The sequence below is a fragment of the Nostoc sp. DedQUE12b genome, from assembly GCF_034530835.1.
GTDB lineage: Bacteria > Cyanobacteriota > Cyanobacteriia > Cyanobacteriales > Nostocaceae > Nostoc.
Genome location: NZ_JAVRCI010000028.1, coordinates 56432 through 79854, shown reverse-complemented (window position 1 = coordinate 79854; position 23423 = coordinate 56432). Strand labels below are relative to the sequence as shown.

General features: G+C 43.6%; 14 protein-coding genes. 9 read left to right on the top strand and 5 right to left on the bottom strand.

Features of this window, described 5'->3' with window-relative positions:
- The 3 genes from RMY16_RS15990 to RMY16_RS15980 form a co-directional block, all read left to right on the top strand.
- The coding region (locus RMY16_RS15990) for a COR domain-containing protein (RefSeq protein ID WP_322737226.1) at nt 1-2592 on the top strand (2592 nt) is incomplete at its 5' end.
- 229 nt (nt 2593-2821) lie between these two features.
- On the top strand, nt 2822-4912 hold the full coding sequence (locus RMY16_RS15985; protein ID WP_322737225.1) for a hydantoinase/oxoprolinase family protein: 2091 nt from the start codon (nt 2822-2824) through the stop codon (nt 4910-4912).
- A gap of 312 nt (nt 4913-5224) precedes the next feature.
- Nucleotides 5225-6790, top strand: coding sequence for a hydantoinase B/oxoprolinase family protein (locus tag RMY16_RS15980; RefSeq protein WP_322737224.1), 1566 nt, complete (start codon nt 5225-5227; stop codon nt 6788-6790).
- Between the two features lie 3 nt (nt 6791-6793).
- Here the strand turns inward: RMY16_RS15980 and RMY16_RS15975 are convergent, their stop codons facing one another.
- The 4 genes from RMY16_RS15975 to RMY16_RS15960 form a co-directional block, all read right to left on the bottom strand.
- Nucleotides 6794-7609, bottom strand: coding sequence for an alpha/beta hydrolase (locus tag RMY16_RS15975; protein WP_322737223.1), 816 nt, complete (start codon nt 7607-7609; stop codon nt 6794-6796).
- A 55-nt stretch (nt 7610-7664) separates the two neighbouring features.
- A complete protein-coding gene (locus RMY16_RS15970; protein WP_322737222.1) occupies nt 7665-8057 on the bottom strand; it encodes a carboxymuconolactone decarboxylase family protein in 393 nt (130 codons plus the stop codon).
- Complete coding sequence (locus RMY16_RS15965; RefSeq protein ID WP_322737229.1) at nt 8050-8241, bottom strand: hypothetical protein; 192 nt, start codon at nt 8239-8241, stop codon at nt 8050-8052. The genes RMY16_RS15970 and RMY16_RS15965 overlap by 8 nt, the downstream gene beginning before the upstream one ends.
- 196 nt (nt 8242-8437) lie before the next feature.
- Complete coding sequence (locus RMY16_RS15960) at nt 8438-9874, bottom strand: carotenoid oxygenase family protein (protein WP_322737221.1); 1437 nt, start codon at nt 9872-9874, stop codon at nt 8438-8440.
- Between the two features lie 232 nt (nt 9875-10106).
- On the opposite strand from RMY16_RS15960, the gene RMY16_RS15955 reads away from it, so the two are divergent.
- The 5 genes from RMY16_RS15955 to RMY16_RS15935 all read left to right on the top strand — a co-directional run bounded on the left by RMY16_RS15955 (nt 10107) and on the right by RMY16_RS15935 (nt 19748).
- Nucleotides 10107-11660, top strand: a complete 1554-nt coding sequence (locus RMY16_RS15955) for a GTP-binding protein (RefSeq protein WP_322663270.1) — start codon at nt 10107-10109, stop codon at nt 11658-11660.
- Between the two features lie 490 nt (nt 11661-12150).
- Nucleotides 12151-14871 (top strand): CHAT domain-containing protein, encoded by a 2721-nt coding sequence (locus RMY16_RS15950; RefSeq protein ID WP_322737220.1) that lies wholly within the window; start codon nt 12151-12153, stop codon nt 14869-14871.
- 293 nt (nt 14872-15164) lie between these two features.
- The gene (locus RMY16_RS15945) at nt 15165-16133 is read left to right on the top strand and encodes a DUF1822 family protein (protein WP_322737219.1); all 969 of its coding nucleotides are present in this window, start codon (nt 15165-15167) and stop codon (nt 16131-16133) included.
- A 183-nt stretch (nt 16134-16316) separates the two neighbouring features.
- Nucleotides 16317-18659, top strand: coding sequence for a CHASE2 domain-containing protein (locus tag RMY16_RS15940; protein WP_322737218.1), 2343 nt, complete (start codon nt 16317-16319; stop codon nt 18657-18659).
- 285 nt (nt 18660-18944) lie between these two features.
- Nucleotides 18945-19748: a DUF928 domain-containing protein gene (locus RMY16_RS15935; protein WP_322737217.1), complete on the top strand. Its 804-nt coding sequence runs from the start codon at nt 18945-18947 to the stop codon at nt 19746-19748.
- A gap of 374 nt (nt 19749-20122) precedes the next feature.
- Here RMY16_RS15935 and RMY16_RS15930 read toward each other — a convergent pair whose 3' ends face one another.
- Complete coding sequence (locus RMY16_RS15930) at nt 20123-22228, bottom strand: M3 family metallopeptidase (RefSeq protein ID WP_322737216.1); 2106 nt, start codon at nt 22226-22228, stop codon at nt 20123-20125.
- Between the two features lie 451 nt (nt 22229-22679).
- On the opposite strand from RMY16_RS15930, the gene RMY16_RS15925 reads away from it, so the two are divergent.
- On the top strand, nt 22680-23354 hold the full coding sequence (locus RMY16_RS15925) for a Uma2 family endonuclease (RefSeq protein WP_322737215.1): 675 nt from the start codon (nt 22680-22682) through the stop codon (nt 23352-23354).
- Nucleotides 23355-23423 lie beyond the last annotated feature (69 nt).

Below are 23423 nucleotides of genomic sequence, written 5' to 3'. Positions count from 1 at the left end.
TCCATGAACCGACTGACCCAACTGCCAAAGGTGATCGCATCCCTGACCCAGTTACAAACGCTTGCCCTCGACAAAAATCAACTGACCGAACTGCCAGAAGCAATCACATCCCTGACTCAGTTGCAAGGGTTTGATCTCTCCTACAACCAACTGACCGAACTGCCAGAAGCGATCGCATCCCTGACTCAGTTGGAAATTCTTTTGCTCAACAACAACCCTCTTAACCCTGACCTTGCAGCTGCTTACGAACAAGGCACAGAAACTGTTTTGCAATACCTGCGGGCAAAGGCAGAAGCACAGATAACTCTGAATGAAGCCAAACTGATCCTAATTGGCGAGGGTAAAGTGGGTAAGAGTTGTCTGTTAGGAGCATTGCGGGGGGATGAATGGGTGGATGGTCGCCCCACAACTCACGGGATTGAGATTAAGCCTGTAATTGTCACCGATCCCAACAATGGTACAGAGATATCACTTAATGCTTGGGATTTTGGCGGTCAACGGGTTTATCGATCAACGCACCAATTGTTTTTCAGTGCGCCAGCCGTGTATCTCGTTATCTGGAAACCACGAGAAGGCCCCCAACAAGGCTTTGTCCAAGAGTGGATTACGCTGATCAAAAATCGGGAACCGGATGCAAAAGTGTTAGTAGTTGCAACCCACGGCGGCCCCGGACAGCGACAACCAGACATTAACAGACAAAAAATTCTCGATCAATTCGGCAAAGATACGGTAATCGATTTCTTCCATGTAGACAGCAAACCCAACCAGGATACGACGCATTGCACTGGTCTTGCAGAATTAAAAGATACTATTGCTCGTGTTGCCGCATCTCTTCCCGAAATGGGGCGTTCCGTTCCAGCAAAGTGGCAGCGAGTGCGGGAAACCTTGCAGACAAGTGACAAAGCCTATCTCCCCTACAATGATGTTATTGCCATCTGCGCTGAACAAGGAATCGATGAAAAGCAAGCAGAACTGTTCCTTCGCATCTCCCATACACTAGGGCATTTCATCCATTACCATTACGACCTAACACTGCGCGATATCGTCATCCTCAAACCCGACTGGCTGGCAAAGGCGATCAGCTTCGTGCTGGATGATGAAACGACACGCAAACGCAACGGTTTGGTAGAATTTCAGCATCTCAGCCAGTTGTGGAGCCATCCGCCATTTGCAGGAGAAGAAGGCTACCCGAAAAAACTCCATCCGGTCTTTCTGCGATTGATGGAACGCTTTGATTTATCCTACAAAGTGGTATTCGATCCGTCAGAACCTAGTAATACCAGCCTCATTGCTCAACTCGTTCCCGACACACGCCCAGAGCCATTGCCCAATTGGGGAGAGCAACCGGAAACTGGAGACAGACAACAGATACAAATCTGCCGCATTGTGGACAGTCGCGGACAGTTTGCAGTTGCAGAAGGATTGTTTTACCAGTTGATTGTTCGGTTGCACAAATACTCACTGGGACGGGCGAATTACGAAAACAGCATCCATTGGCAACGGGGCTTAATGCTGGACAATGACTACAACGGTCGGGCATTGCTGGAGTATGTTGGCACTGATGTAAAAATCACGGTGCGGGCAGCTTATCCTGAAAGGTTTCTGTCCTATCTTACAGAAGAGATTAAATGGCTAGTCGAGAATTTCTGGGAAGGATTGCGTTGTAACGTGATGGTTCCCTGCATTGAAACTTGCGGTATGAATGCCCCTGGAAACGGACTGTTTGAGGTACAAAAACTAATTGAAAGCAAAAAGAAAAATCGCCATGAATTCCCGTGTCCCATTTCCGGGTGTGGCGAATGGCAAAACATCGATCAATTGCTGAATAACGCGCCAACTGCTCAACCCCCATCCCAAGAAATTGGCATTGAGCAGTTCCGAGACATTGTGAAAGACGAGTTAAACGTCATCCGCCAAGATTTGGTTATGTACGATCGCCTAGATCAAGCACGCTTTCAGGTATTATCTCAGGAGCAACGCACCATTTTAAGCCAAGTCGATCAGCAGTTTGCAGAACTAATGCAGATGCTCACCGATGAAGCAAAAGACGGCCCGCGCCTGTTCAGTTTTAAGCCTATCGATCCGAAATTTTTCGATCGCCCCAAATGGATTAGTGCGAAGTTTCAACTCACCCTCTGGTGCGAACACGCACGTCAGCCACTTCCAGCCTTAAATCCCAACGACAAGAAAAAGGGAGTCTATGAATTAGACTTGCCGCGTGAGTGGTTCACCAAGGCAGTCCCCTATCTCAGAATTTTGACTGGAACTTTGAGCTTAGTCTTACCTGTGGCAGGTTCGGCAACTAAATTTATACTAGATGATACCACCTACAAAGCCATTGAAGAACAACTCGATTTAGGACAGAAAAGCATCGAGTCTACTTTGAAGGGAAGTGATATGGCTTTGGCTGGAAAGTCCAAGAGCGATGCCTCATTCTTAGAAGGCGATGCAATCCGCGCTCAAGGCTCGATTTTGCGAGAATTACACGCCTTATTGAAAGAAAAAGATCCTAGTTTTGGTGGTTTAGTGCGGGTACAAAACAAACGCCGCGAATTTCTCTGGGTTCATCCTCAATTTGTAGATGAATATTAATTGACAACGGATATTAGAGGATGTTTGAAAAGTGTTTGACTGTGATTTTAATCACCCCCCTTAGTCCCCCCTTGTAAAGGGGGGAAACAAGAAAAATCCGGTTCCCTCCCCAATACATACGGGGAGGGTTAGGGAGGGGTAAAAAATATTTGATACATCAATCACGACTTTTCAAACATCCTCTTAGAGCTATTTCGTAATTTTTCATGATTATACAGGAAACAGAGTAATGTTGAAGGTTTTTGCTGACCGTGGTGGTACATTCACAGATATTGTTGCTGTTACGAATAATCAAGCAATTATCGATAGACTTTCAAAACATCCTGAGCGTTTTTTAATTGTCCCTCTACCTAATCAGGAATGGATTATAGTCTACAAAATACTTTCAGAAAATCCCGAACAATATCAAGATGCAGCTATCCAAGGTATTCGAGATATCATGGGTATTGCTAGCAACGAACCTATTCCTACTGAAGTGATAGAAGTGGTAAAAATGGGGACAACAGTAGCAACAAATGCACTGTTAGAAAGAAAGGGAGACAGGGTTGTTCTTCTCATCACCAAAGGATTTCAAGATGCGCTGCGAATTGGCTACCAAAACCGTCCTAACATCTTTGCCCGTCATATAATTTTACCAACGATGCTTTATGAGCAGGTGATTGAGATTGATGAACGTTATGATGCTCATGGCAATGAATTAATACCGATAAATATTGAACAAGCTAAAGATGACTTACAAGCAGTTTACCATACAGGAATTCGGAGTTGTGCTATTGTTTTTATGCACAGCGATCGCTATCCTAAACACGAACAACAAATAGCCCAGCTTGCCCAAGAAATCGGCTTTACTCAAATATCTGTATCCCATCGAGTTAGTCCTTTGATGAAGTTGGTTAGCCGGGGAGATACAACAGTAGTCGATGCTTATCTAACTCCTATTCTGCGTCGCTACGTTAACCAAGTAGCGAATCAGTTACCCAACGTCAAATTAATGTTTATGAAATCTAACGGGGGTTTAGTTGCAGCTGAACAATTTCAAGGCAAAGATAGTATTTTAAGCGGCCCGGCTGGCGGTATTGTTGGCGCAGTTCAAACTAGTAAAAGGGCAGGTTTTGAGTTAGTTATTACCTTTGATATGGGAGGGACAAGTACAGATGTTGCCCACTTTAAAGGAGAGTATGAACGACAACTAGATTCGGAAATTGCTGGGGCGCGAATGCGAGTTCCTGTATTAGCAATTAATACCATTGCTGCTGGTGGTGGTTCAGTTCTCTTTTTTGATGGTTCTAGTTATCGTGTCGGCCCTAAATCTGCTGGTTCAAATCCTGGCCCTGCTTGTTATCGGCGTGGCGGGCCATTAGCGGTTACTGATGCCAATGTAATGTTAGGTAAAATTCACCCACAATATTTTCCCTCGGTTTTTGGCATTGATGGCAATTTACCTTTAGATAAAGATCTTGTTATTCAAAAATTTACACAATTAACCCAAGATATTCAAGCCGCTACATTAAATGATTGTACTCCCGAACAAGTAGCCGCAGGATTTATTGCGATCGCAGTGGAAAATATGGCAAACGCAATTAAAAAAATCAGTCTCCAACGGGGTTATGATGTCAGCCAATATGTGCTTTGTTGTTTTGGCGGTGCAGGCGGGCAAGTTGCTTGTTTAGTTGCCGATACTTTAGGAATGAAAAAAATATTTCTTCATCCTTACGCTGGAGTTCTCTCTGCTTATGGAATGGGATTAGCTGATGTACGGGCAATTAGAGAAGGAGGAGTTGAACAACCTTTAACTCAAGCATTAATCCCTAAATTACAGCAGTTAATGGAATATTTAGAAACTCAAGCTAGAAGTGAAATAGATGAAATACCAATTCAAGTAGAATTAATCCGAAAAGCTAACTTAAAATACGAGGGTACTAACTCCATCTTGACTGTTAATTTTGCCGATGAAGTAGCAGGAATGCGACAACAATTTGAAACTGAGCATCAATTTCGCTATGGTTTCATTCAATTAGATAAAAACTTAATTGTCGAATCTGTTTCAGTGGAAGTAATTCAAAGAATGGATACTCCCGAAGAACCTTTAATTATTCGTACCCGTTCTTTAGATGAAGTCCCTGTATCTGTTGAGACAGTCAAGATGTTTACTGCTGATAGATGGCATAATGCTCCTGTTTATCGAAGGGAAGATTTACAACCAGAAGATAGTATTAATGGGCCTGCGATTATTATCGAAAAAATTAGCACAATTGTAGTTGAGCCTAACTGGCAGGCGAGATTAACTAAACACAATCATCTAATTTTACAGCGTCTATAAACAGGCTGTTGTGCTGGAAAATGCTAACTCTCGCTAGACTAAGCTCAATACGGTTTTACAATCAAAAGGCTATCCATTCATGGACTCTCACATTCAGTCATATATGCGCCTCGCAGTAAAACAGCAACGTGATACGGAGCAAATACACATCAAGAGTAAGAGCGAATTTACACCCACGCCGGATTATCTACAATAGGGGAAATTTTGCACATTTCGCTCCCGTCCAAATAGATAGTGAAAGCTAGTAGTAAATACTGAAGTGTTTAAAAAAGCGCTTAAGCGATTACTACACAATTTTCTAAGGAATTATAAATGTACACAACAACTCAACCCGATCCTATCCGCTTAGAAATATTCAGAAATCTCTATCAATTTATCGCCGAACAAATGGGAATTGTGTTACAAAATACAGCGACATCAGTGAATATCAAAGAGAGGCTGGATTTTTCTTGTGCTATTTTTAATTCATCGGGATTATTAGTAGCAAATGCTCCCCATATACCCGTACATTTAGGCTCAATGAGTGAAAGTGTCCGCAGTTTAATTAATGATAAAGGCGACACCCTAAAACTGGGAAATGTCTATCTATCTAATAACCCCTATAACGGCGGTACACACCTTCCTGATGTCACTGCAATTACCCCTGTTTTTTTGGAAAATAGTGAAAATACTTTATTCCCTACCCCCCTATTTTTTGTTGCTTCTCGCGGACATCAAGCAGATATCGGTGGAATTACTCCCGGTTCTATGCCTCCACACAGTACCACAGTGGAAGAAGAAGGAATTCTTTTTGATAATTTTCTCTTGGTTGAAGAGGGAAATTTTCGAGAAACCGCAGTCAGACAGCACCTTGCAAATCATACTTATCCTGCTCGTAACCCCGATCAAAATATCGCTGATTTTAAAGCCAAAATTGCTGCAAATGAACGGGGAGTTCAAGAACTTTGTAAAATGGTTTTACAATACGGGATTGAGACTGTTCAAGCTTATATGACATTTGTACAAGCTAATGCTGAGGAGTCTGTTAGACGTGCGATCGCAGTTCTCAAGGATGGCTTATTTACTTATAAAATGGATAATAATGCACAAATTAAAGTTAAAGTGACGATTCACCCAGAAAACCGCAGTGCTACTATTGATTTTACTGGGACTTCTCTACAACTAAATAGTAATTTTAATGCTCCCAAAGCTGTAACTCAAGCAGCAGTCTTATATGTCTTCCGTACTTTAGTTGATGATAATATTCCTCTCAATGCTGGGTGTCTTAATCCTCTAGAAATTATTATCCCGGTTGGCTGTATGCTCAACCCAACCTATCCAGCCGCAGTAGTTGCAGGTAATGTAGAGACTTCTCAAACTATTGTCGATGCTTTATATGGCGCTTTGGGTGTTATGGCTGCTTCTCAAGGAACGATGAATAATTTTACTTTTGGTAATGAGCAGTATCAATATTATGAAACTATCTGCGGTGGCTCTGGGGCGGGGATTGATTTTGATGGTACTGATGGTGTTCATTCTCACATGACTAACTCCCGTTTGACCGATCCAGAAGTTTTAGAAACCCGTTATCCTGTACTTTTAGAAAGCTTTAGTCTTCGTCTCGATAGCGGTGGCAAAGGAAAATATTCGGGTGGTAATGGAGTTGTCCGCCGCATTCGATTTCTTGAACCGATGACAGCTAATATTCTCTCTGGTCATCGGCTTGTTCCTCCCTTTGGATTGAATGGTGGGGAAGCAGGAAAAGTAGGACGAAACTGGATACAACGTCAGAATGGAATGGAAGAAAATTTAGACAGCACGGCAACAGTAGAGATGAAAACTGGGGATGTTTTTGTGATAGAAACTCCTGGCGGTGGAGGCTTTGAAAAATTCTCTTAAGAATCAAAAATTGCTATAAGCTGGCTTCAACTTCCCCAGGAAATTGAGCATGGCTGCAACCACAGCATCCGGCGACTCAATCAAGAAGCCGTGACCACCACGTTCGATGACTACAAGTTCAGCATTGGGAATACCTTGAGCAAGTTGCTGGGAAAACTTTAGCGGAGTGAGAATATCTTGTTTACCAACCATAACTAAGGTAGGACAATGAATTTGTTGGAGGCGGTCTATTGTGTCACTACTAAGGATGGCTTGGCTGTGATGATAAAGTGAATGAGTTGCAGGTGGGAAAGGATATCTGATCGCAAATTCAATCAGACCTTCGATCATGTCAGGAATTGAGTAGAAGGCATCTGTAAATATCCAGGGCAATATGACTTTTTCGTAAAGTTTTAGGTCTACATTACTAGGAAGTTCGCCCCAAGTTTCAATGATGCTGTTGAATAATGCATCACCTTTTGCCAAAGATGAGAGTAGTATCAGACTTTTTACCTTTTCAGGGTGTGCTAACACTAACTCTTGGGCTATCTGACTACCCATTGAATGACCTGCTAAATGCACCCGATCAATGCCGATGCGATCGAGCAATACTGCAACGTCACTAGCCATCTGCTTTAGACTATAGGGGTTTTCGGCAGCAGAACTTCTCCCCATACCTCGGTTATCCAAGCGAATGACTTGATACTGCGAAACCAGCGATGGCATAATCAGCGACCAATAGGCATGATCGCAAAGAAAGCCAGCTATTAATAGCAAAGGCTCACCCGTTCCCTTAATGTCGTAGAACAAATCAATCCCGTTAATCTGAACCTTGGGCATAGTAAATGATTCTGCTAAACCTTATTTTTAAGTAGAGATAGACAAGGTTAAACTCCTACGTCTTGAATTTATCGTCCACCGGAATTTGATAGCCATTGGCGAGGCGATTGGTCATATTGGCAGTAGCTGCGATCGCCATTAGCTCCCCGAACATAGTATCATTCATACCCTTGGCACGCGCTGCCGCTGTGTGTGAGGCGATACAATACTCACAGCCATTGGTCGCACTCACAGCAATGTAAATCAGTTCGCGCATCAGTGGATCGATCTCACCAGGGCTGGTCATCACTTCCTTTACAGTTTGCCACGTTCGTTGCAGGGTGGGAGGATGGTTAGCTATGGCTTTCCAGAAATTATTAATGTAGTCATTCTGACGTGTAACGCGGATGTCGTCATACACTGCACGTACTTCGTCGCTGGCTTCTTCGTATTCAATCAGCTTAGTCATGTTTTAATTCACTGTAAAGTCCATCATTTGCGATGCCGGTTTGCGGTGCAGCTAGTCGCAGCGCCTCTACCATTGCCGCGACTTGGGCATCAGAAACCTTTTGTTGTGCTTGAGCTAACAATGATGACAGTCCAAAGCTGACAATCACTCCGCTAATTAGTAATGCTATAGGGTTTCTCCTCATGATTTTGGACTTATTTTTAGATACCAATATGTAGGATACTACGTTTTTACACTTAGCAATTATCAAAGATTAGAGCGAATTGGGCATGGGAAAAAGGCAGAGGGGCAGAGGAGCAGAGGGGCAGAGGGGAAAAACTTACTGCAACTTCTCTCCTGCTCCCCTGCTCCCTTGCCCCCCTGCTTCATTGCCCAAATTGTTAAGCTGGGTTCCAAGTGCCGTGGAAGCCGTGGGGAATAACGCTAGGTAATCCTAGTTTGCAAATGGGTTCTGCATCCAGGCGATCGCTATCAAATACCCAAACTTCACTACTATGAGAATTACCATCGTATACAACAGTTAGCACCCAGCCTTGCTCAGGGTTTTGGGCATCTTGGGCGTGGATGGGTTCTGAAGCATAGCGGTTTTCTCCTAAGTCTGCTTCAGTGAGGGTTTCGGTTTTATAGTCGAAGCGGGCGATCGCACCGAACCATTCTTTGTCTGTATCCCCTCTTTGGGGCATTAATGATACATAAGTATAGCGACAAGGTTGCCCAACTTGCGATCGCTGCACTACAGGAAATTCACACTTGCGGTTGACAACTTCCTGTATTGCTGTGACTTTGCCAGTTTTAGGATTGAGGCGAACTTGCCACAATGTTCCTCTAGGAACTGTGTGCGTCTCACCACTTGCAAATTCTCTCAGAAATTCATTAGTTTGCGGAAAATCTGCATATCGCACCATGTCCAGAATTACGGAACCGTCTTCATCTTCATAGCCGTTGCCAAAATGCCAATTGAACCAAGGATCGGTTTCGCCACGACTAACTAAAGATAAGTTTTCCCGGTCAAAGATTAACACTTGGGTTCCTAACTGAGGTTCCCACAACAGAGATTCACTAAAGGTAGTCAAACCTAGTAAAAGTGATAGCTTTTTCATCCGCATCGGTGGCATGAAAAACACCAGATACCTTTGAGTTAAAACAAAATCATGCATTATCGAGTAGCGATCTAGCTTAAAAGCAGTTTTTTGGATAATTTTGCCAGTAGCATCGCTTTTGTAGAGATTTAGTTGTACAGAACTGCCGATACTGATGCCAAAGTTAAAAATCTCGCCTGTTTGTGAATCACGCTTGTAATGAGCAGAATAAGGTAATCCGTTATCTAAAGCACCTAAATCATCCAATCCCTTCGTTTCTAAAGTTTGCAAATCAAGGGCATAAGGATTGGTTGCTTCCCATAAAGCTAACAATTTATCAGGTAAAGCCAACACTGAGGTATTCGCTGCATTCTTGATCTGTTGACCCCAGCGCTTCCAGATGGGGCCTGGTGGATGCATCCCATAGACACCATAAAGAAACCTATCTGCTTGAGTTTCAGCTTGATATTCTGCTGTTTGCACATAGCGATAGACTCCGGTAACTCCTGCATCTGTGAAATGGACGCCGAGAATTGCCCCATCTCCATCAAACCAGTGTCCAACACGAGCGCCACCGCGTTCTAGCCGTGCGGGGCCATTGCGGTAAAGACTGCCACGCAAGCCATCTGGGATTTTGCCAGAAATAATTGACAGTTTAGTAAGGGGAAATTCTTTTGCTGGTTCTGCGATCGCACCAGCCCAGGATTTATTTGTTGACTTTTTGGTAATAGTCTGCATACTAAAACTTCTTGAAATATTGATATTGCATTTTTATATTGTTGCAATTTTTTAAGGATGCAAAAAAATGGAGTGAGCCTTATTGCTTTATCAAGAAAGCCTGTTTTCCTCCTACCCCCTGCTCCTCTACCCCTTTGCCCCCTCCCTCCTTCTCACTACTCTGGTAAAAAATGCTGAAACTATTAAGATTAGAAGCATCTGCCTACTGAATACTTACTAAACCTTCCCAGCCATGCCTCTGTCACGCATAGTAACGTTGATTGTCGGTCTGATCGTCATTTTGGGGCTAGCCCTATGGCTAATTGATTCCCTGTCACGCCTCTATTGGCAATTATCCTATTCGCCGTTGCTAGGCAATTTACTGCTGTTGTTGCTGATTATCCTGATTGGAGCCTTGGTTGCAGCTTTTGTTTATTATGTATTGGTGATGAGATCCGGGGAAAAGCGCTCGCGTCGCAATCCGAAGCGAGCGACTGCGGCCCAAATTCCGGCTGGCAAATCTGACGCAGCTTCTACAACTCTCCAGGCTGTACGGCAACAGGTAGCGCAAATTCAAGATGAAGTCACACGTCAAGCTTTATTAAGTCGATCGCGAGAGATTGAAGCCAACCTCGCACGGGGTGAAATTCAAGTAGTGGTATTTGGTACGGGGAGTGCTGGTAAAACTTCTCTAGTTAATGCGATTATGGGACGCATGGTCGGTCAAGTAGATGCACCGATGGGTACAACTCAGGTTGGAGAAACCTATTGTCTGCGGTTGAAGGGATTAGAACGCAAAATTTTAATTACAGATACGCCGGGGATTTTAGAAGCAGGGGTGGCGGGAACGGAACGCGAACAGATGGCGCGAGAACTGGCAACAGAAGCAGATTTACTGTTGTTTGTGGTAGATAATGATTTACGGCGTTCAGAATATGAGCCGTTGCGGGGGTTGGCAGAAATTGGCAAGCGATCGCTCCTTGTTCTCAACAAAACTGATTTATATACAGACGAAGATAAAGAATCCATCCTTGCGAGATTGCGTCAACGGGTACGGGGATTTATTGCTACTAATGATGTGGTAGCGATCGCTGCTAATCCTCAACCTGCACAACTCGAAACTGGCGAAACCTTCCAACCGGAACCGGATATTGTTCCGTTGCTGCGGCGCACGGCTGCTGTTTTACGTGCCGAAGGTGAAGATTTGGTGGCGGATAACATTCTTTTACAATCTCTGCGATTGGGAGACGAGGCGCGAAAGCTCATCGATGGCCAGCGTCGCCGTCAAGCTGACAAAATCGTAGAACGATTTCAATGGATTGGCGCTGGTGTGGTATCAGTCACGCCGATACCAGTTGTAGATTTATTGGCGACAGCCGCAGTCAACGCTCAAATGGTTGTGGAAATTGGTAGAGTGTATGGCTGTGAATTGAATATGGAACGGGGACGAGAATTAGCTCTTTCTTTAGCAAAAACCATCGCTAGTTTGGGCATTGTTAAAGGAGCAATTCAATTATTATCTACAGCGTTACAACTCAATGTTGCCACCTTTATTATTGGTAGAGCAATTCAAGGCGTGACAGCAGCTTATTTAACGCGAATTGCTGGTAAAAGTTTTATTGAATATTTTCGTCACGATCAAGATTGGGGTGATGGTGGAATGACGGAAGTTGTACAGCGACAGTTTCAGATTAATCGCAGAGATGAATTTATTAAAGCTTTTATTCAGGAAGCGATCGCACGGGTAGTGAAGCCATTACAAGATAAATCTGAGGTGGCTGAACATGATGAAGAACTCAATAGTTAAATAATTGAAAATTCAAAAACAAATGGCTTTTATGTCACAGCAAATTTGTACGATATCCAGACAAGATACAATAGACCTGCCTTGAAAATAGAGGCTGAAACAACGCAAAATCGTTCCAAGATCATTTTCATTGTTCCTTGTGAGCGCAGCTCATGGAGTCTCTTGCAAAAGTGCTTTTTGCAAGAGGGGAAAAAGGGGTTCATGTTAAAGGGGAAGGGGACAATACAGAACCTTTCCCCCTTCCCCCTTACCCTTTTCCCGACAAATGCCCAGAAGTCTAATGCTAGAGTCAGCCCTGACCTCATTTTTCTGAGATATTTTTAGTCTCGGCGTTTTTTGTGCCTTTTTTGCTCATAGTTCTGCGATCGCCATAAATAATAAAATTGTGGAAGCTCAAAGATAGGTGAGGGATGAGAATGGTAACATTACCCTGTTAGCCTAATAGTTCATCCTATGTGTTTCTGGTTATCTCCTACCTCTCGTCATGCTTATGGCTAAAACAACTAGGATTTTTGGCGCGAATTTTCCCAATAAAAGCAGGAGTCGGGAAACCGCAAAGACTCGCTGGCTCACTTCCCTAGCTCACTTTTTACGTTTGCCTTTGTACTTCCTAGTCGCTTTGCTATGCATTGTCGGTTCACCAGTGCTAGCAAAAGTTCCTGGCTCAATCAATTCTTCATCCCAACTGCCAATAAATAGTTTAACATCGCTGACTGTACCCACTGATGCCGCCTCACTCCTACAGGAGGGCAAAGTTTTATACAGTAACGGCAAATTTGCCAACGCTGTAGAAGTGTTACAACAGGCTGTCCAAATATATAAGCAGCAAGGGGAGAACCTCGCATTAGCAGTTACACTGAGTAATCTTTCTTTAGCTTACCAACAACTCGGTGCATGGAGTCAGGCGCAGCAGGCAATTACAGAAAGCTTAAATTTACTTCAAGGACAGGATAAAAACCAAAATCTGCAAATATTTGCCCAATCACTAGATATTCAAGGTCGTCTGCAATTGGCAATGGGAAAGTCCGAGGCGGCTTTGGCAACTTGGCAGCAGACAGAAGAAATTTACAAACAAGCAGATAATCAAAGTGGCGTGGTGCGATCGCTAATTAATCAAGCACAGGCCTGGCGCACCCAAGGATTTTACCCGCGAGCGTTCAAAAGCCTTGATCGAATAAGTCAGACGTTAAAATCTCAACCAGATTCTCTAGAAAAGACAGTGAGTTTGCGATCGCTCGGTGATGCCCTTTTGGTATTGGGCGATTTGAAAAAGTCACGCGAAGCATTAGAAGAAAGCCTGATAATTGCTCAAAATCTCAAATCAAGCGCTGATATTGGGGCTAGTCTGTTCAGCTTGGGGAATAATGCCCGTAAACAAAACCAAAAGGAACAGGCGATCGCCTATTATCAACAAACAGTTGCAGTATCTCCCTCACCCCTGACAAAAGTTCAAGCGCAACTCAATCACCTGGGACTATTGATTAAAGGTAAAGAATGGGCAAAGGTTCAAACTCTTTTGCCGTCCATTGAGTCCCACCTCAAGCAACTTCCCCTCAGCCGTGCGAGTATTTACGCTCAGGTTAACCTTTCACAAAGTTTAGCAAAAGTCAAGAGTGGTGGATTACAAGCATCAAGTCAGAGTTCTTACTTAGGATTAAGTACAAAAGACTCAGCAAAGTTACTCGCTAGTGCCATCCAGCAATCCCGCAATTTAGGAGACAAGCGGGCAGAGGCTTATGCTCTGAAGAGTTTAGGCGGCTTGTACGAAGAAACCAGACAGTGGTCAGAAGCGCAAGACCTGACCAAACAAGGATTAGCTTTGGCACAGAGTAGCAATGCACCAGAAATTACTTATAGCTTGGAGTGGCAGTTAGGTAGATTGCTTTGGGCACAAAAAGATATTAATGGTGCGATCGCTGCTTATGATGCTGCTGTAAACACTCTTGAGTCTCTCCGCAAAGATTTAGTAGTCAATAAAGATGTAGTGAACCAGGATGTGCAATTTGACTTCCGAGACAGTGTAGAACCCGTCTACCGCCAGTCAGTGGAGTTACTACTGCAATCTCAAAAAGGAAAACCAAATGAAAAAATATTGGAGAAAGCACGCGAACGGATTGAAGCACTCCAACTAGCAGAATTAGACGACTTCTTTCAGGAAGCTTGTCTGCAAGGTCAGAAAGTAGCCCTCGATCGAGTAGTAGACAAAGATAATTCCAAGGCTGCCATCCTTTACCCAATTATTCTTCGTGATCAACTCCAGGTAATTGTCAAAATTCCTACACAACCTCTGCAAAGCTACAGTACCAAGATTTCCCAAGCCAAAGTAGAGAAACTCTTAATAGAACTGCGAAGAAATCTTGTCGATCCAACTGCTACTAAGATCGTCCAAACCCAATTACAAGAAGTTTACAGTTGGCTGCTTAAACCCATTGAGTCACAATTGCAAAAGAGTAGCGTCGATACGTTAGTCTTCGTCTTAGATGGCCCATTACGCAATTTACCAATGGCAGCTCTCTACGATGGTAAACAATATTTAGTAGAGAAATATGCGATCGCCCTAAGCGTCGGTCTACAACTCCTCGACCCGAAACCGCTGGTAAAACAGCAGCTGAGAGCGCTAACCGCAGGACTGACTCAGCCACCGCCAGGATTTTCCAAGTTTGCACCATTACTGGCAATTAAATCTGAATTTGACGGGATTGCTAAAGCAGGAGTTTCGACAACCAGCCTATTGGATGGAGATTTTAAGAAAAAAAATTTGGAAAGTGAAATTGGTGCTACTTCATTCAACATAGTGCATTTGGCAACCCACGGTCAGTTTAGTTCCCGCCTCGAAGACACTTTTATTTTAGATTTCGATGGTCAGATCAATGTCAAAGATTTTGATACTCTCTTTCGTAGTCAGGGTAAAACTGTAGTAGAACTATTAGTTTTGAGTGCTTGCCAAACAGCAACAGGAGACAGCCGTGCAGCACTCGGACTAGCAGGAGCAGCTGTCCGAGCTGGGGCACGTAGTACCATCGCTTCCCTGTGGCAAATTGATGATGAATCAACAGCAATGTTTGTTAGTGCCTTCTATCGAGAACTCGAGAGTGGCAAAATCACCAAAGCCGAAGCAGTCCATCGTGCCCAGCTACAACTGCTGAAACATCCCAACTACAGAGCGCCAAGCTTTTGGTCTGCCTATGTATTGATTGGCAATTGGTTGTGATTTGGGAAGCCGATCTTTGTAATTGATCGCTCAAATTGTCCGCTCAAAATTTGGCAAACTATCTGCTAGTTGATAAACCGCTTTTAGCAGCTTGAAGCTATCTTGATAAAAGTATAAATACTCAAAAGCTCTATTTGCTAGATCATTTCAATATACAATCTTTTAATTTTATGGGATATTTTTACCTAATCCCCAATCCCCAATTCTCTTTTTCCAATATTCAATTTTGTGGCATAAATTTATTAAATGTGGGTGATATATACATAGCAGCATTGATCCCTAGAAATTGACTTATGAATAACTCCACCTATCAGCTAAACGATTTCGCTTTAACATTGCCAATTTCCCAAACAGCTCGCATAACTGCCCAGCAATTTGCTAACCAGCAGCCAAATCCGGAAAAAGCAGAGCAAGTCCGGCTGAATACTTTAGCTGTATGGGTGGTAAATGATTACTTGCAGATGATGGATATTCCTACCGATCTTCAAGCTAGTGACAGTTGGAACTCCATCATGCGCCTTTGTGGGGATGTCGCTGATTTAGAAGTGCCCTCAATTGGCCGTCTGGAGTGTCGCCCCGTGCATCTGCATCAGCAGATATGTTCTATTCCTCCAGAAACTTGGGAAGAGCGGGTGGGTTATTTAATAGTTCAATTTGATGAATCGCTTGAAGAAGCAAGGCTGCTTGGTTTTATCCCTAGTGTGGCAACTGAAACAGTTCCTTTAGCGCAACTGCAACCATTGGAAGCTTTTATTGACCACATCTGGGAACTGCGTCAATCCCCAGTTAATTCATTAGTGAATTTGAGTCAGTGGTTTGCTGGTATATTTGAGACGGGCTGGGAGACTATTGAATCGCTATGGAACGTGCCGGAATTCAGACCAACTTATGCCTTTCGCAGTGTTGAAACTTTGGAATTAGATAGCCTCAAACAACCAGAATCAATTACTAAACGGGCAAAAGTAATTGATTTTGGTATCCAAATTTACAACCAACCTGTGATGTTGATTGTGGAAATCAGCCCCGAAAAAGATCGACAAACTAGTATTCATCTCCAATTGCACGCCACTGGAAATCAAATCTACTTGCCACCAGGAGTTCATCTCACTGTTATAGATAGTTCAGGAGCAGTATTTCTAGATGCTCAATCTAGAAAATCAGACAACTACATTCAGTTGAAGTTTCGTGGTGAACCCACAGAAGAATTTAGCGTTAGAGTAGCCTTGGATAATACCAGCATTACCGAATATTTCCGAATTTGAAATATGTAGCTATCTTCCCTTTTTATCGGTACTTTATTAAGAGATAACTCATTAATTAAAAATTAAAAATTAAAAATCCAAGCCAGCTTTTAGGGATTTTGAAAAAAATCTGTAGACGCTTATGGAGCTTGCGATCGGACATTAGAACAGGGCACGATATGGCACAGGGAGATAGCAACGGTTATGGGTAAGTTAGTGGCAATCAAATTCGGAGAGGGTAGTTTTGAGCAAGGGTTTGCTGTCACCCTCCAAATTGGTGAAGAACACGAGCGTGCTACAACCGAAATCACCGGGAGGCTCCCTTCATTCCCGGAAATGCCGCTCTATTATAGTCATTGGCAGTCTAGTTATCGCCAGATAGGCAATCGTTATCGCCTCCATGCTGACCAAATGCAGGTGACGAATGTATCAATGATTCAAGACTGCGAAAACGCTTCTCATATTTTGCGGGCACGCTTTAATACCTGGCTGCGAGCAGAGGAGTTTCGCCCGTTGAGGGAAAAATGGTTAGAAAGATTATCATCCAGCGACGAAGTACGGGTAATTCTGCAAACAGAAAATAGCCAATTGCAGCTATTACCCTGGCATCTGTGGGACTTATTAGAACGCTATCCCAAAGCTGAAATTGCCCTTGCTTCACCATCCTACGATCGCATTCACCAGCCACGCTCTCTCAATCAATTAGTCAATATTTTGGCAATTGTGGGCAATAGTAAGGGGATTGACACCCAAGCCGATCGAGCTTTACTGCAACAGTGTAGTAATGCAGAGGTGAGCTTTTTGGTAGAACCACAACGTAAGGACTTGACTGAGCATCTCTGGGGAAAAAATTGGGATATTCTCTTCTTTGCTGGTCACAGTTCCAGTCAAGGAAATGGCGAAAGCGGACGAATTTATCTGAATAGAACTGATAGTCTTACCATTGGCGAGTTAAAGTACGCTCTCAGAAAAGCGATTGAAAATGGTTTGCAATTAGCTATATTCAACTCCTGTGATGGATTGGGATTGGCGCGAGAATTAGCTGATTTGCAAATTCCTCAAATGATCGTCATGCGCGAACCCGTCCCAGACCAAGTTGCCAAGGAGTTTTTAAAGTATTTTCTCCAAGGCTTTGCCGGTGGCGAATCTTTATATCAAGCAGTACGCCAAGCGCGGGAACGCTTGCAAGGACTTGAAGATAGATTTCCTTGTGCAACTTGGCTACCAGTGATTTGCCAAAATCCGGCGCAGATCCCACCGACTTGGGATGAATTAAGGTCTACAAAATCTGAAGATGAAGAACAAGCAAATTTACCTTTATTTAACAGACGCACATTTAAAAGAATTTTGTTATGCAGTTTGGCAATTACAGCCTTGATTTGTGGCGTGAGATTGTTGGGATTGCTAGAAAATGCAGAGATTCAAACCTTTGACCTGATGATGCGATCGCGCCCTGCCGAAGGACTCGATCCCCGACTGTTGCTCATCACAATTGACGATGAAGATTTAGCCATTCAAAGACAAAATGGCGAGTACTTGATCGGAGCTTCTATTTCCGAAAAATCTCTCAATAAACTCTTAGCAAAACTGAATCAATACCAACCCCGCGCGATCGGCTTGGATATCTACCGTGATTTTAAGGCCAAAGAGCCAGATTTAATTACTCGTCTTCAGCAAACTCAGAACTTGGTTGGCGTATGCAAGGGGAGCGATCGCTCAGTAAATATCAAAGGCATTAAAGCACCACCAGAAATTCCCCCAGAAAATCTGGGATTCAGTGACTTTATCCACGATCGCGATGGAGTTATTCGTCGGCATCTTCTGTTCATGAATCAGGAGACGACATCATTGTGTTCTGCCCAATATTCCTTCAGTTTACAACTAGCATCCCTTTATCTGCGCCCTTTAGGAATTCAAACAAAGTTCACCCCTAAAGGAAATTTGCAGTTGGGTAAGACTATTTTTCCAAATCTGAAGTCTCGTACTGGTGGCTATCAAAATATTGATGCTAATGGCGGTCAAATCTTACTCAACTATCGTTCTTCAAAAGAAATAGCCGAACAGGTAAAGCTAACGCAATTTTTATCTAGTCCAATTAACCCCAACGCCATCAAAGGCCGAATTGTTCTCATTGGTGTGACTGCAAAAGGGGATTCTCCAGACACTTGGCCTACACCTTATGGTATTCCTTTAGATGAGCAAATGCCAGGAGTACTGGTACAAGCTCACATGGTCAGCCAGATCCTTAGTGCAGTCCAGGATGGGCGGCCGTTGCTGCGGGCTTGGTCATGGTGGGCAGAGGTGGTCTGGATTTGGGGCTGGTCTTTAATTGGGGGAGTCTTGGCTTGGCGCAGGCTTTCCTTACCCTGGTTGGCGTTGGCAATTGGTGTTACTTCTAGCCTTTTGTATGTAGTTTGCTTTGGTCTGTTAATTTCAGGTGCTTGGGTGCCTTTTGTACCGTCGGCTTTATCGTTGGTGGCTATAGGGAGTTTGATGTCAATTCATAATAATTCAAAAACAAAAGTGCGGCTGGGGAATGGGGAATAGGGGTAGGGGAGCAATACTGCTTGGTTAAAGGGAAAAGGATAAGGGGAAAAGGATTGGAAGGCTCGATATCTAAGGTTTTTTCCCTTTAACATGAGTCCCTTTCACCCAAAACCCGACAAGTGTATTGAGTAGGGGAGAAGTTGCAGTAAGTTTTTCCCCTCTGCCCCTCGGTAACTGAGCGTAGTCGTACCCCTCCGGGGAAGCAAGCTACGCGCAGCGTCTCGTAGAGAAGTGCAGCCTCTTGTGCCCAATCTAAAATCTAAAATTTTATGAGGTCAGGTTTCTATGAATTCAAATTCACAACCGATAAAACTGTTTTTAATAGTAGCTTTTAGCTGTACAAGTTTATTAGCTAATCTGACTCCAGTACTTGCGAAACCAACCCCTAATCGCTCTAATGCTCAAACGATTCTTGCTCAAGCCAAAACCTTTAATCAACCTCCAATTCCATCTGGCTCCCCTCCTGGAGGTCGCGTTCGTGGTGGAGCAAAGCGCGGGGAATTGGCTGCATGTCCACTTACTAAAATTGACTTGACTGCTTTAGTACCCTTTACTCAGGAAGCTAACTCAGTGATTAATGTCTGGGGACAAACAACAATAGAACATCCAAGTTGGTTTTTCTATGTGCCATATACCAAAGATTCGCCATATACAGTTGAATTTGTGCTGCAAGATGGGGAAGCTAACGAGGTATACAAAAAAGCGATCGCTTTATCGGATAAGCCAGGAGTCATCCGCGTTTCTTTACCTAGCAATGCATCCGGTTTAGCAGTAGACAAACAATACCGTTGGTTTTTCACTATTAACTGTGACAAGCAAAAGAACTCGCCTCCAAGTTTTGTTGAAGGGGTAATAAAACGAGTTAATCTGAGCCAACCAATAAGCAAAGAAATAGAAACGGCAGAACCTATAAAGCGCTATGCTATCTATGCCCAAAATGGAATATGGTATGAGGCACTGACGACGTTGGCTGAACTGCGTCAAAAAAATCCTCAAGATGCAGCACTGAAAGCAGAGTGGCGAAATTTGTTAGGCAGCATCCGCCTAGATGATGTTGCCGGAGAACCGATTCTTCCAGAAACACCTTAAACGAGGAAAATAATGTTTAGTTAAGCCAATATTTAATTGTAGAGACGTTGCAATACAACATCTCCACAGATGTGTTATGTCATGTCCGCTTGATTGCTTATTAAACCCGAAGAACCCCACCCCGCCAAAGCTGTGCTTTGTCTCCCCTCCCCGCCTGCGGCTACGGTGTACACACAAGTCCTTCTCACCCCCTCTAACTCCCCCTTGGTAAAGGGGAGAACCGATTTCCCCCCTTTGCAAGGGGGGATTAAGGGGGGTAAATCCAAGGTTTGGGCTTAATTGACAGGATGTGTGTACACTGTAGCCTGCGGGGAGGTTGGGGTGGGGTGCAATGACAGTGGGAATCATAACTAATTACCCGGACTTGATATTATTTAGTTTGCAGCAGCACTTACTAAACCATTGTGCCTGAGCAAAGCGATCGTACTTGGTTCACGACCCCGGAAAGTTTTAAACACCTCCATTGGATGCTTGCTACCACCAAGTGCTAGCACCGTATCCCGATAACGGAGACCTGTAGCTTTTATTGCTTCTTCATTTTCTAGCCCAGCTTCTTCAAAAGCAGCAAAAGCATCAGCACTAAGGACTTCAGCCCATTTATAACTGTAGTAACCTGCTGCATAACCACCTTCAAAAATGTGCCCAAAAGAACACAAGATTGAATCTTCTGGAAGTGGTGGTAAAACAGTAGTAGTTTTAGCTATGCGATGACGCACATCTGCTGGAGTTTCATTGCTGCCGGAACGATAGCGGTAGTGTAGTTCTAAATCAACGCTGCTAAGGTGAATTTGCCGTAACATACCAGTACCACTCATATAATTACGCGCCGCTAGCAGCTTTTGATAATAATGCTCTGGTAAAGCTTCTCCAGTTTCGTAATGTTTAGCCATGCCAAAGAAAGTGGGTCGCTCATAACACCAGTTCTCCATAAACTGACTCGGTAGTTCCACTGCATCCCATTCTACATTATTGATACCTGCGGCTCCCGCATAGTCAACCTTGGTGAGCATGTGGTGCAATCCATGACCAAACTCGTGGAACAAAGTCTCTACTTCATAGAAAGTCATCAAACTCGGCTTGCCATCTACTGGGGGAGTTTGGTTACATATCAAATAGGCCACAGGCAAACGGATGACAGTTGCACCATTTTCAGTTTTGGCACGATTGATGCATACATCCATCCAAGCACCACCGCGTTTTTCTGCTGGACGGCTATAGGGGTCTAAGTAGAAGTAAGCGATGGGAGAACCAGTTTCATCGGCTATTTGGAAATAACGGACATCTTCATGCCATATTGGGGCTTGACCATCAGCAGGGGTCACTGTAACACCAAACAGCCGCTTAACAAGTCCAAACAAGCCATCTAGCACTTGGGGAAGGGGAAAATAGGGACGTAATTCTTCAGCGGTAAAGGCAAATTTTGCTTCTCGTTGGCGTTCTGCCCAAAAGCTGATGTCCCAATGTTTTAAATCCTGATATTCTTCTCCATAAGATGTAGCAAAAGCTTGGAGTTCTTTTAAGTCTTTGACAGCAGCATCATAACTGGCCTGGCGTAGTTCTTCTAATAGTGCTTCAACTGCCTCAACATTAGGAGCCATTTTACTTGCAAGGCTCAACTCGGCAAAACTCTTAAAGCCAAGTATATCTGCAAGTTCTTGCCGTAACTCCAAAATACGCACAATTAACGGGTTATTATCTAAATCGCCACTAGAAGCGCGAGTGATATGAGCTTTGTAGAGCTTTTCACGCAAATCTCGACGGGTGCTGTGCTGCATAAAAGGGCCGTAGCTGGGGAAGTCTAAAGTAATGCGCCAAGGGCCATTTTCTGGTGTGGCGTTCTCTTCTCCTGCCGCACGAGCCGCTTGAGCAGCTAAACTTACCAAACTTGGTGGTAAACCGTCAATTTCTGCTTTTGTTGTCAGGGTTAAGCTAAAGGCTTTCGTGGCATCAAGTACATGGTTAGAGAATTTAGTAGAAAGTTCTGCTAACTCCATCTGAATGGCGTTGAAACGGTCTCTTGCCTCTTTTTTTAAGCCAACACCAGAAAGTTCTGCATCTCGAATGGCGGCTTCTACAATGCGCTGTTGGGCTAATTCTAAAGTTGCCCAACTATCACTGCTACGGAGTGCCTTAAAAGCATTGTAGATGGGTTGGCTTTGACCGAGTTTGTTGATAAATTGTACAACTAGTGGCTGTACGATTTCATGAGCTTCGCGCAGTTCCGGGCTATTTTTAACACCCATTAAATGATTTACCACCCCCCAACTCCAGGTAAGCCGTTCTGTCAGCTTTTCTAAGGGTTCTACTAAACCACTCCAAGTCGGCTGTACGCAAGCCTCTAAGGTGGCAAGTTGCTGGTCAAGTTCTGCTAGCAACTGATTGAAGGCTGGTACAACTCGTTCTGGTTTAATCTCTGTAAAGGGAGGTAAACCAGTGCCTTGGAGTAAGGGATTATCGGAAATAATGGTACTTGCACTCATGATTTTGTGTGAACTGCGAACGAAAAAAAATCATTGTTGATTTTTATTTATATATCTTCTAATGTAACGATCGCTGTGCTATTTAGTATTGCCATTGTGGCAAAAAGGTAAAAAAAACGATAATTCCTCACAAAAGTATCCCGATATGACTATTTTGTTTGGTATTTGAACAAAATTGTTGGGGATTGGGCATTGGGCAAAACGCCCGCTAACAGCACTCATTACTCAGCACTCTGGAGGGACATTGGACATGGTTATTCTCTCATCACCTTTATCTCCTTCATTTACTCGGCAGTTCTAGAAATTTCAAGGAAAGTCCTTGAGATAATATAATCATCCAGGCATCTTCTCAACAGGTGGCTAATGATGACCGAAACAGAAAAGGATACAGGCAATTAAATTTATTTATGGAAATTGTTAATTTTGAATTTTGAATTCGGAGCGAAGCGACGTGACTAGCCTCTTACCCAGTTCTCGATCAACAGAAGTTTTTTACCCAAGCTCGGATGGTGAACCATTGGCAGAAAGTTATGTTCATTTATATGCTCTACTGGTAACTTTAGAAGTATTGAGGCAATATTTACTGGGTCGGCAAGCAACGGTTTTGAGTAACCAGTTTCTTTATTATGCTCAGGGTTTTCCGAGGTTACGGGTAGCTCCAGATGTAATGGTGATTTTTAATGTCGCTCCTGGAGGTCGGGATAATTACAAGATATGGGAAGAGGGACAAGTGCCTGTAGTCATCTTTGAAATGACCTCCGAGGGTACTAAAAACCAGGATACAGGTTTCAAAAAGACGCTGTATGAGCAGTTAGGGGTATTGGAATACTGGTTATTTGACCCCAAGGGAGAGTGGATTAAGGAGCAATTACAAGGGTATCGGCTGCGAGGCGAGGTATATGAGCCAATTACAGATAGTCGATGTGAACCTTTGCAGCTGCGCTTGCAAATAGAGGGGCAACTGATTGGTTTTTATCGAGAAGACACTGGAGAAAAGTTGCTGATTCCAGAGGAGTTGGCAGAAGCACTGAAACAGGAAAGATTGGCGAGGGAACAAGCACAGTCGCAGGTGGAAAGTTTGAAGGAACAACTGCGATCGCTTGGCGTTGACCCTGATACTATCTAGCTATACATTTGCGATCGCATATGGCGGCTGTTTCGCACTGTCGCAAAAAGACACGATAATGTAATATGT

Coding starts and splice junctions, on each gene's coding strand:
- RMY16_RS15985 (WP_322737225.1), top strand. CDS start 2,822: ATGTTGAAGGTTTTTGCTGACCGTGGTGGTACATTCACAGATATTGTT.
- RMY16_RS15980 (WP_322737224.1), top strand. CDS start 5,225: ATGTACACAACAACTCAACCCGATCCTATCCGCTTAGAAATATTCAGA.
- RMY16_RS15975 (WP_322737223.1), bottom strand. CDS start 7,609: ATGCCCAAGGTTCAGATTAACGGGATTGATTTGTTCTACGACATTAAG.
- RMY16_RS15970 (WP_322737222.1), bottom strand. CDS start 8,057: ATGACTAAGCTGATTGAATACGAAGAAGCCAGCGACGAAGTACGTGCA.
- RMY16_RS15965 (WP_322737229.1), bottom strand. CDS start 8,241: ATGAGGAGAAACCCTATAGCATTACTAATTAGCGGAGTGATTGTCAGC.
- RMY16_RS15960 (WP_322737221.1), bottom strand. CDS start 9,874: ATGCAGACTATTACCAAAAAGTCAACAAATAAATCCTGGGCTGGTGCG.
- RMY16_RS15955 (WP_322663270.1), top strand. CDS start 10,107: ATGCCTCTGTCACGCATAGTAACGTTGATTGTCGGTCTGATCGTCATT.
- RMY16_RS15950 (WP_322737220.1), top strand. CDS start 12,151: ATGGCTAAAACAACTAGGATTTTTGGCGCGAATTTTCCCAATAAAAGC.
- RMY16_RS15945 (WP_322737219.1), top strand. CDS start 15,165: ATGAATAACTCCACCTATCAGCTAAACGATTTCGCTTTAACATTGCCA.
- RMY16_RS15940 (WP_322737218.1), top strand. CDS start 16,317: ATGGGTAAGTTAGTGGCAATCAAATTCGGAGAGGGTAGTTTTGAGCAA.
- RMY16_RS15935 (WP_322737217.1), top strand. CDS start 18,945: ATGAATTCAAATTCACAACCGATAAAACTGTTTTTAATAGTAGCTTTT.
- RMY16_RS15930 (WP_322737216.1), bottom strand. CDS start 22,228: ATGAGTGCAAGTACCATTATTTCCGATAATCCCTTACTCCAAGGCACT.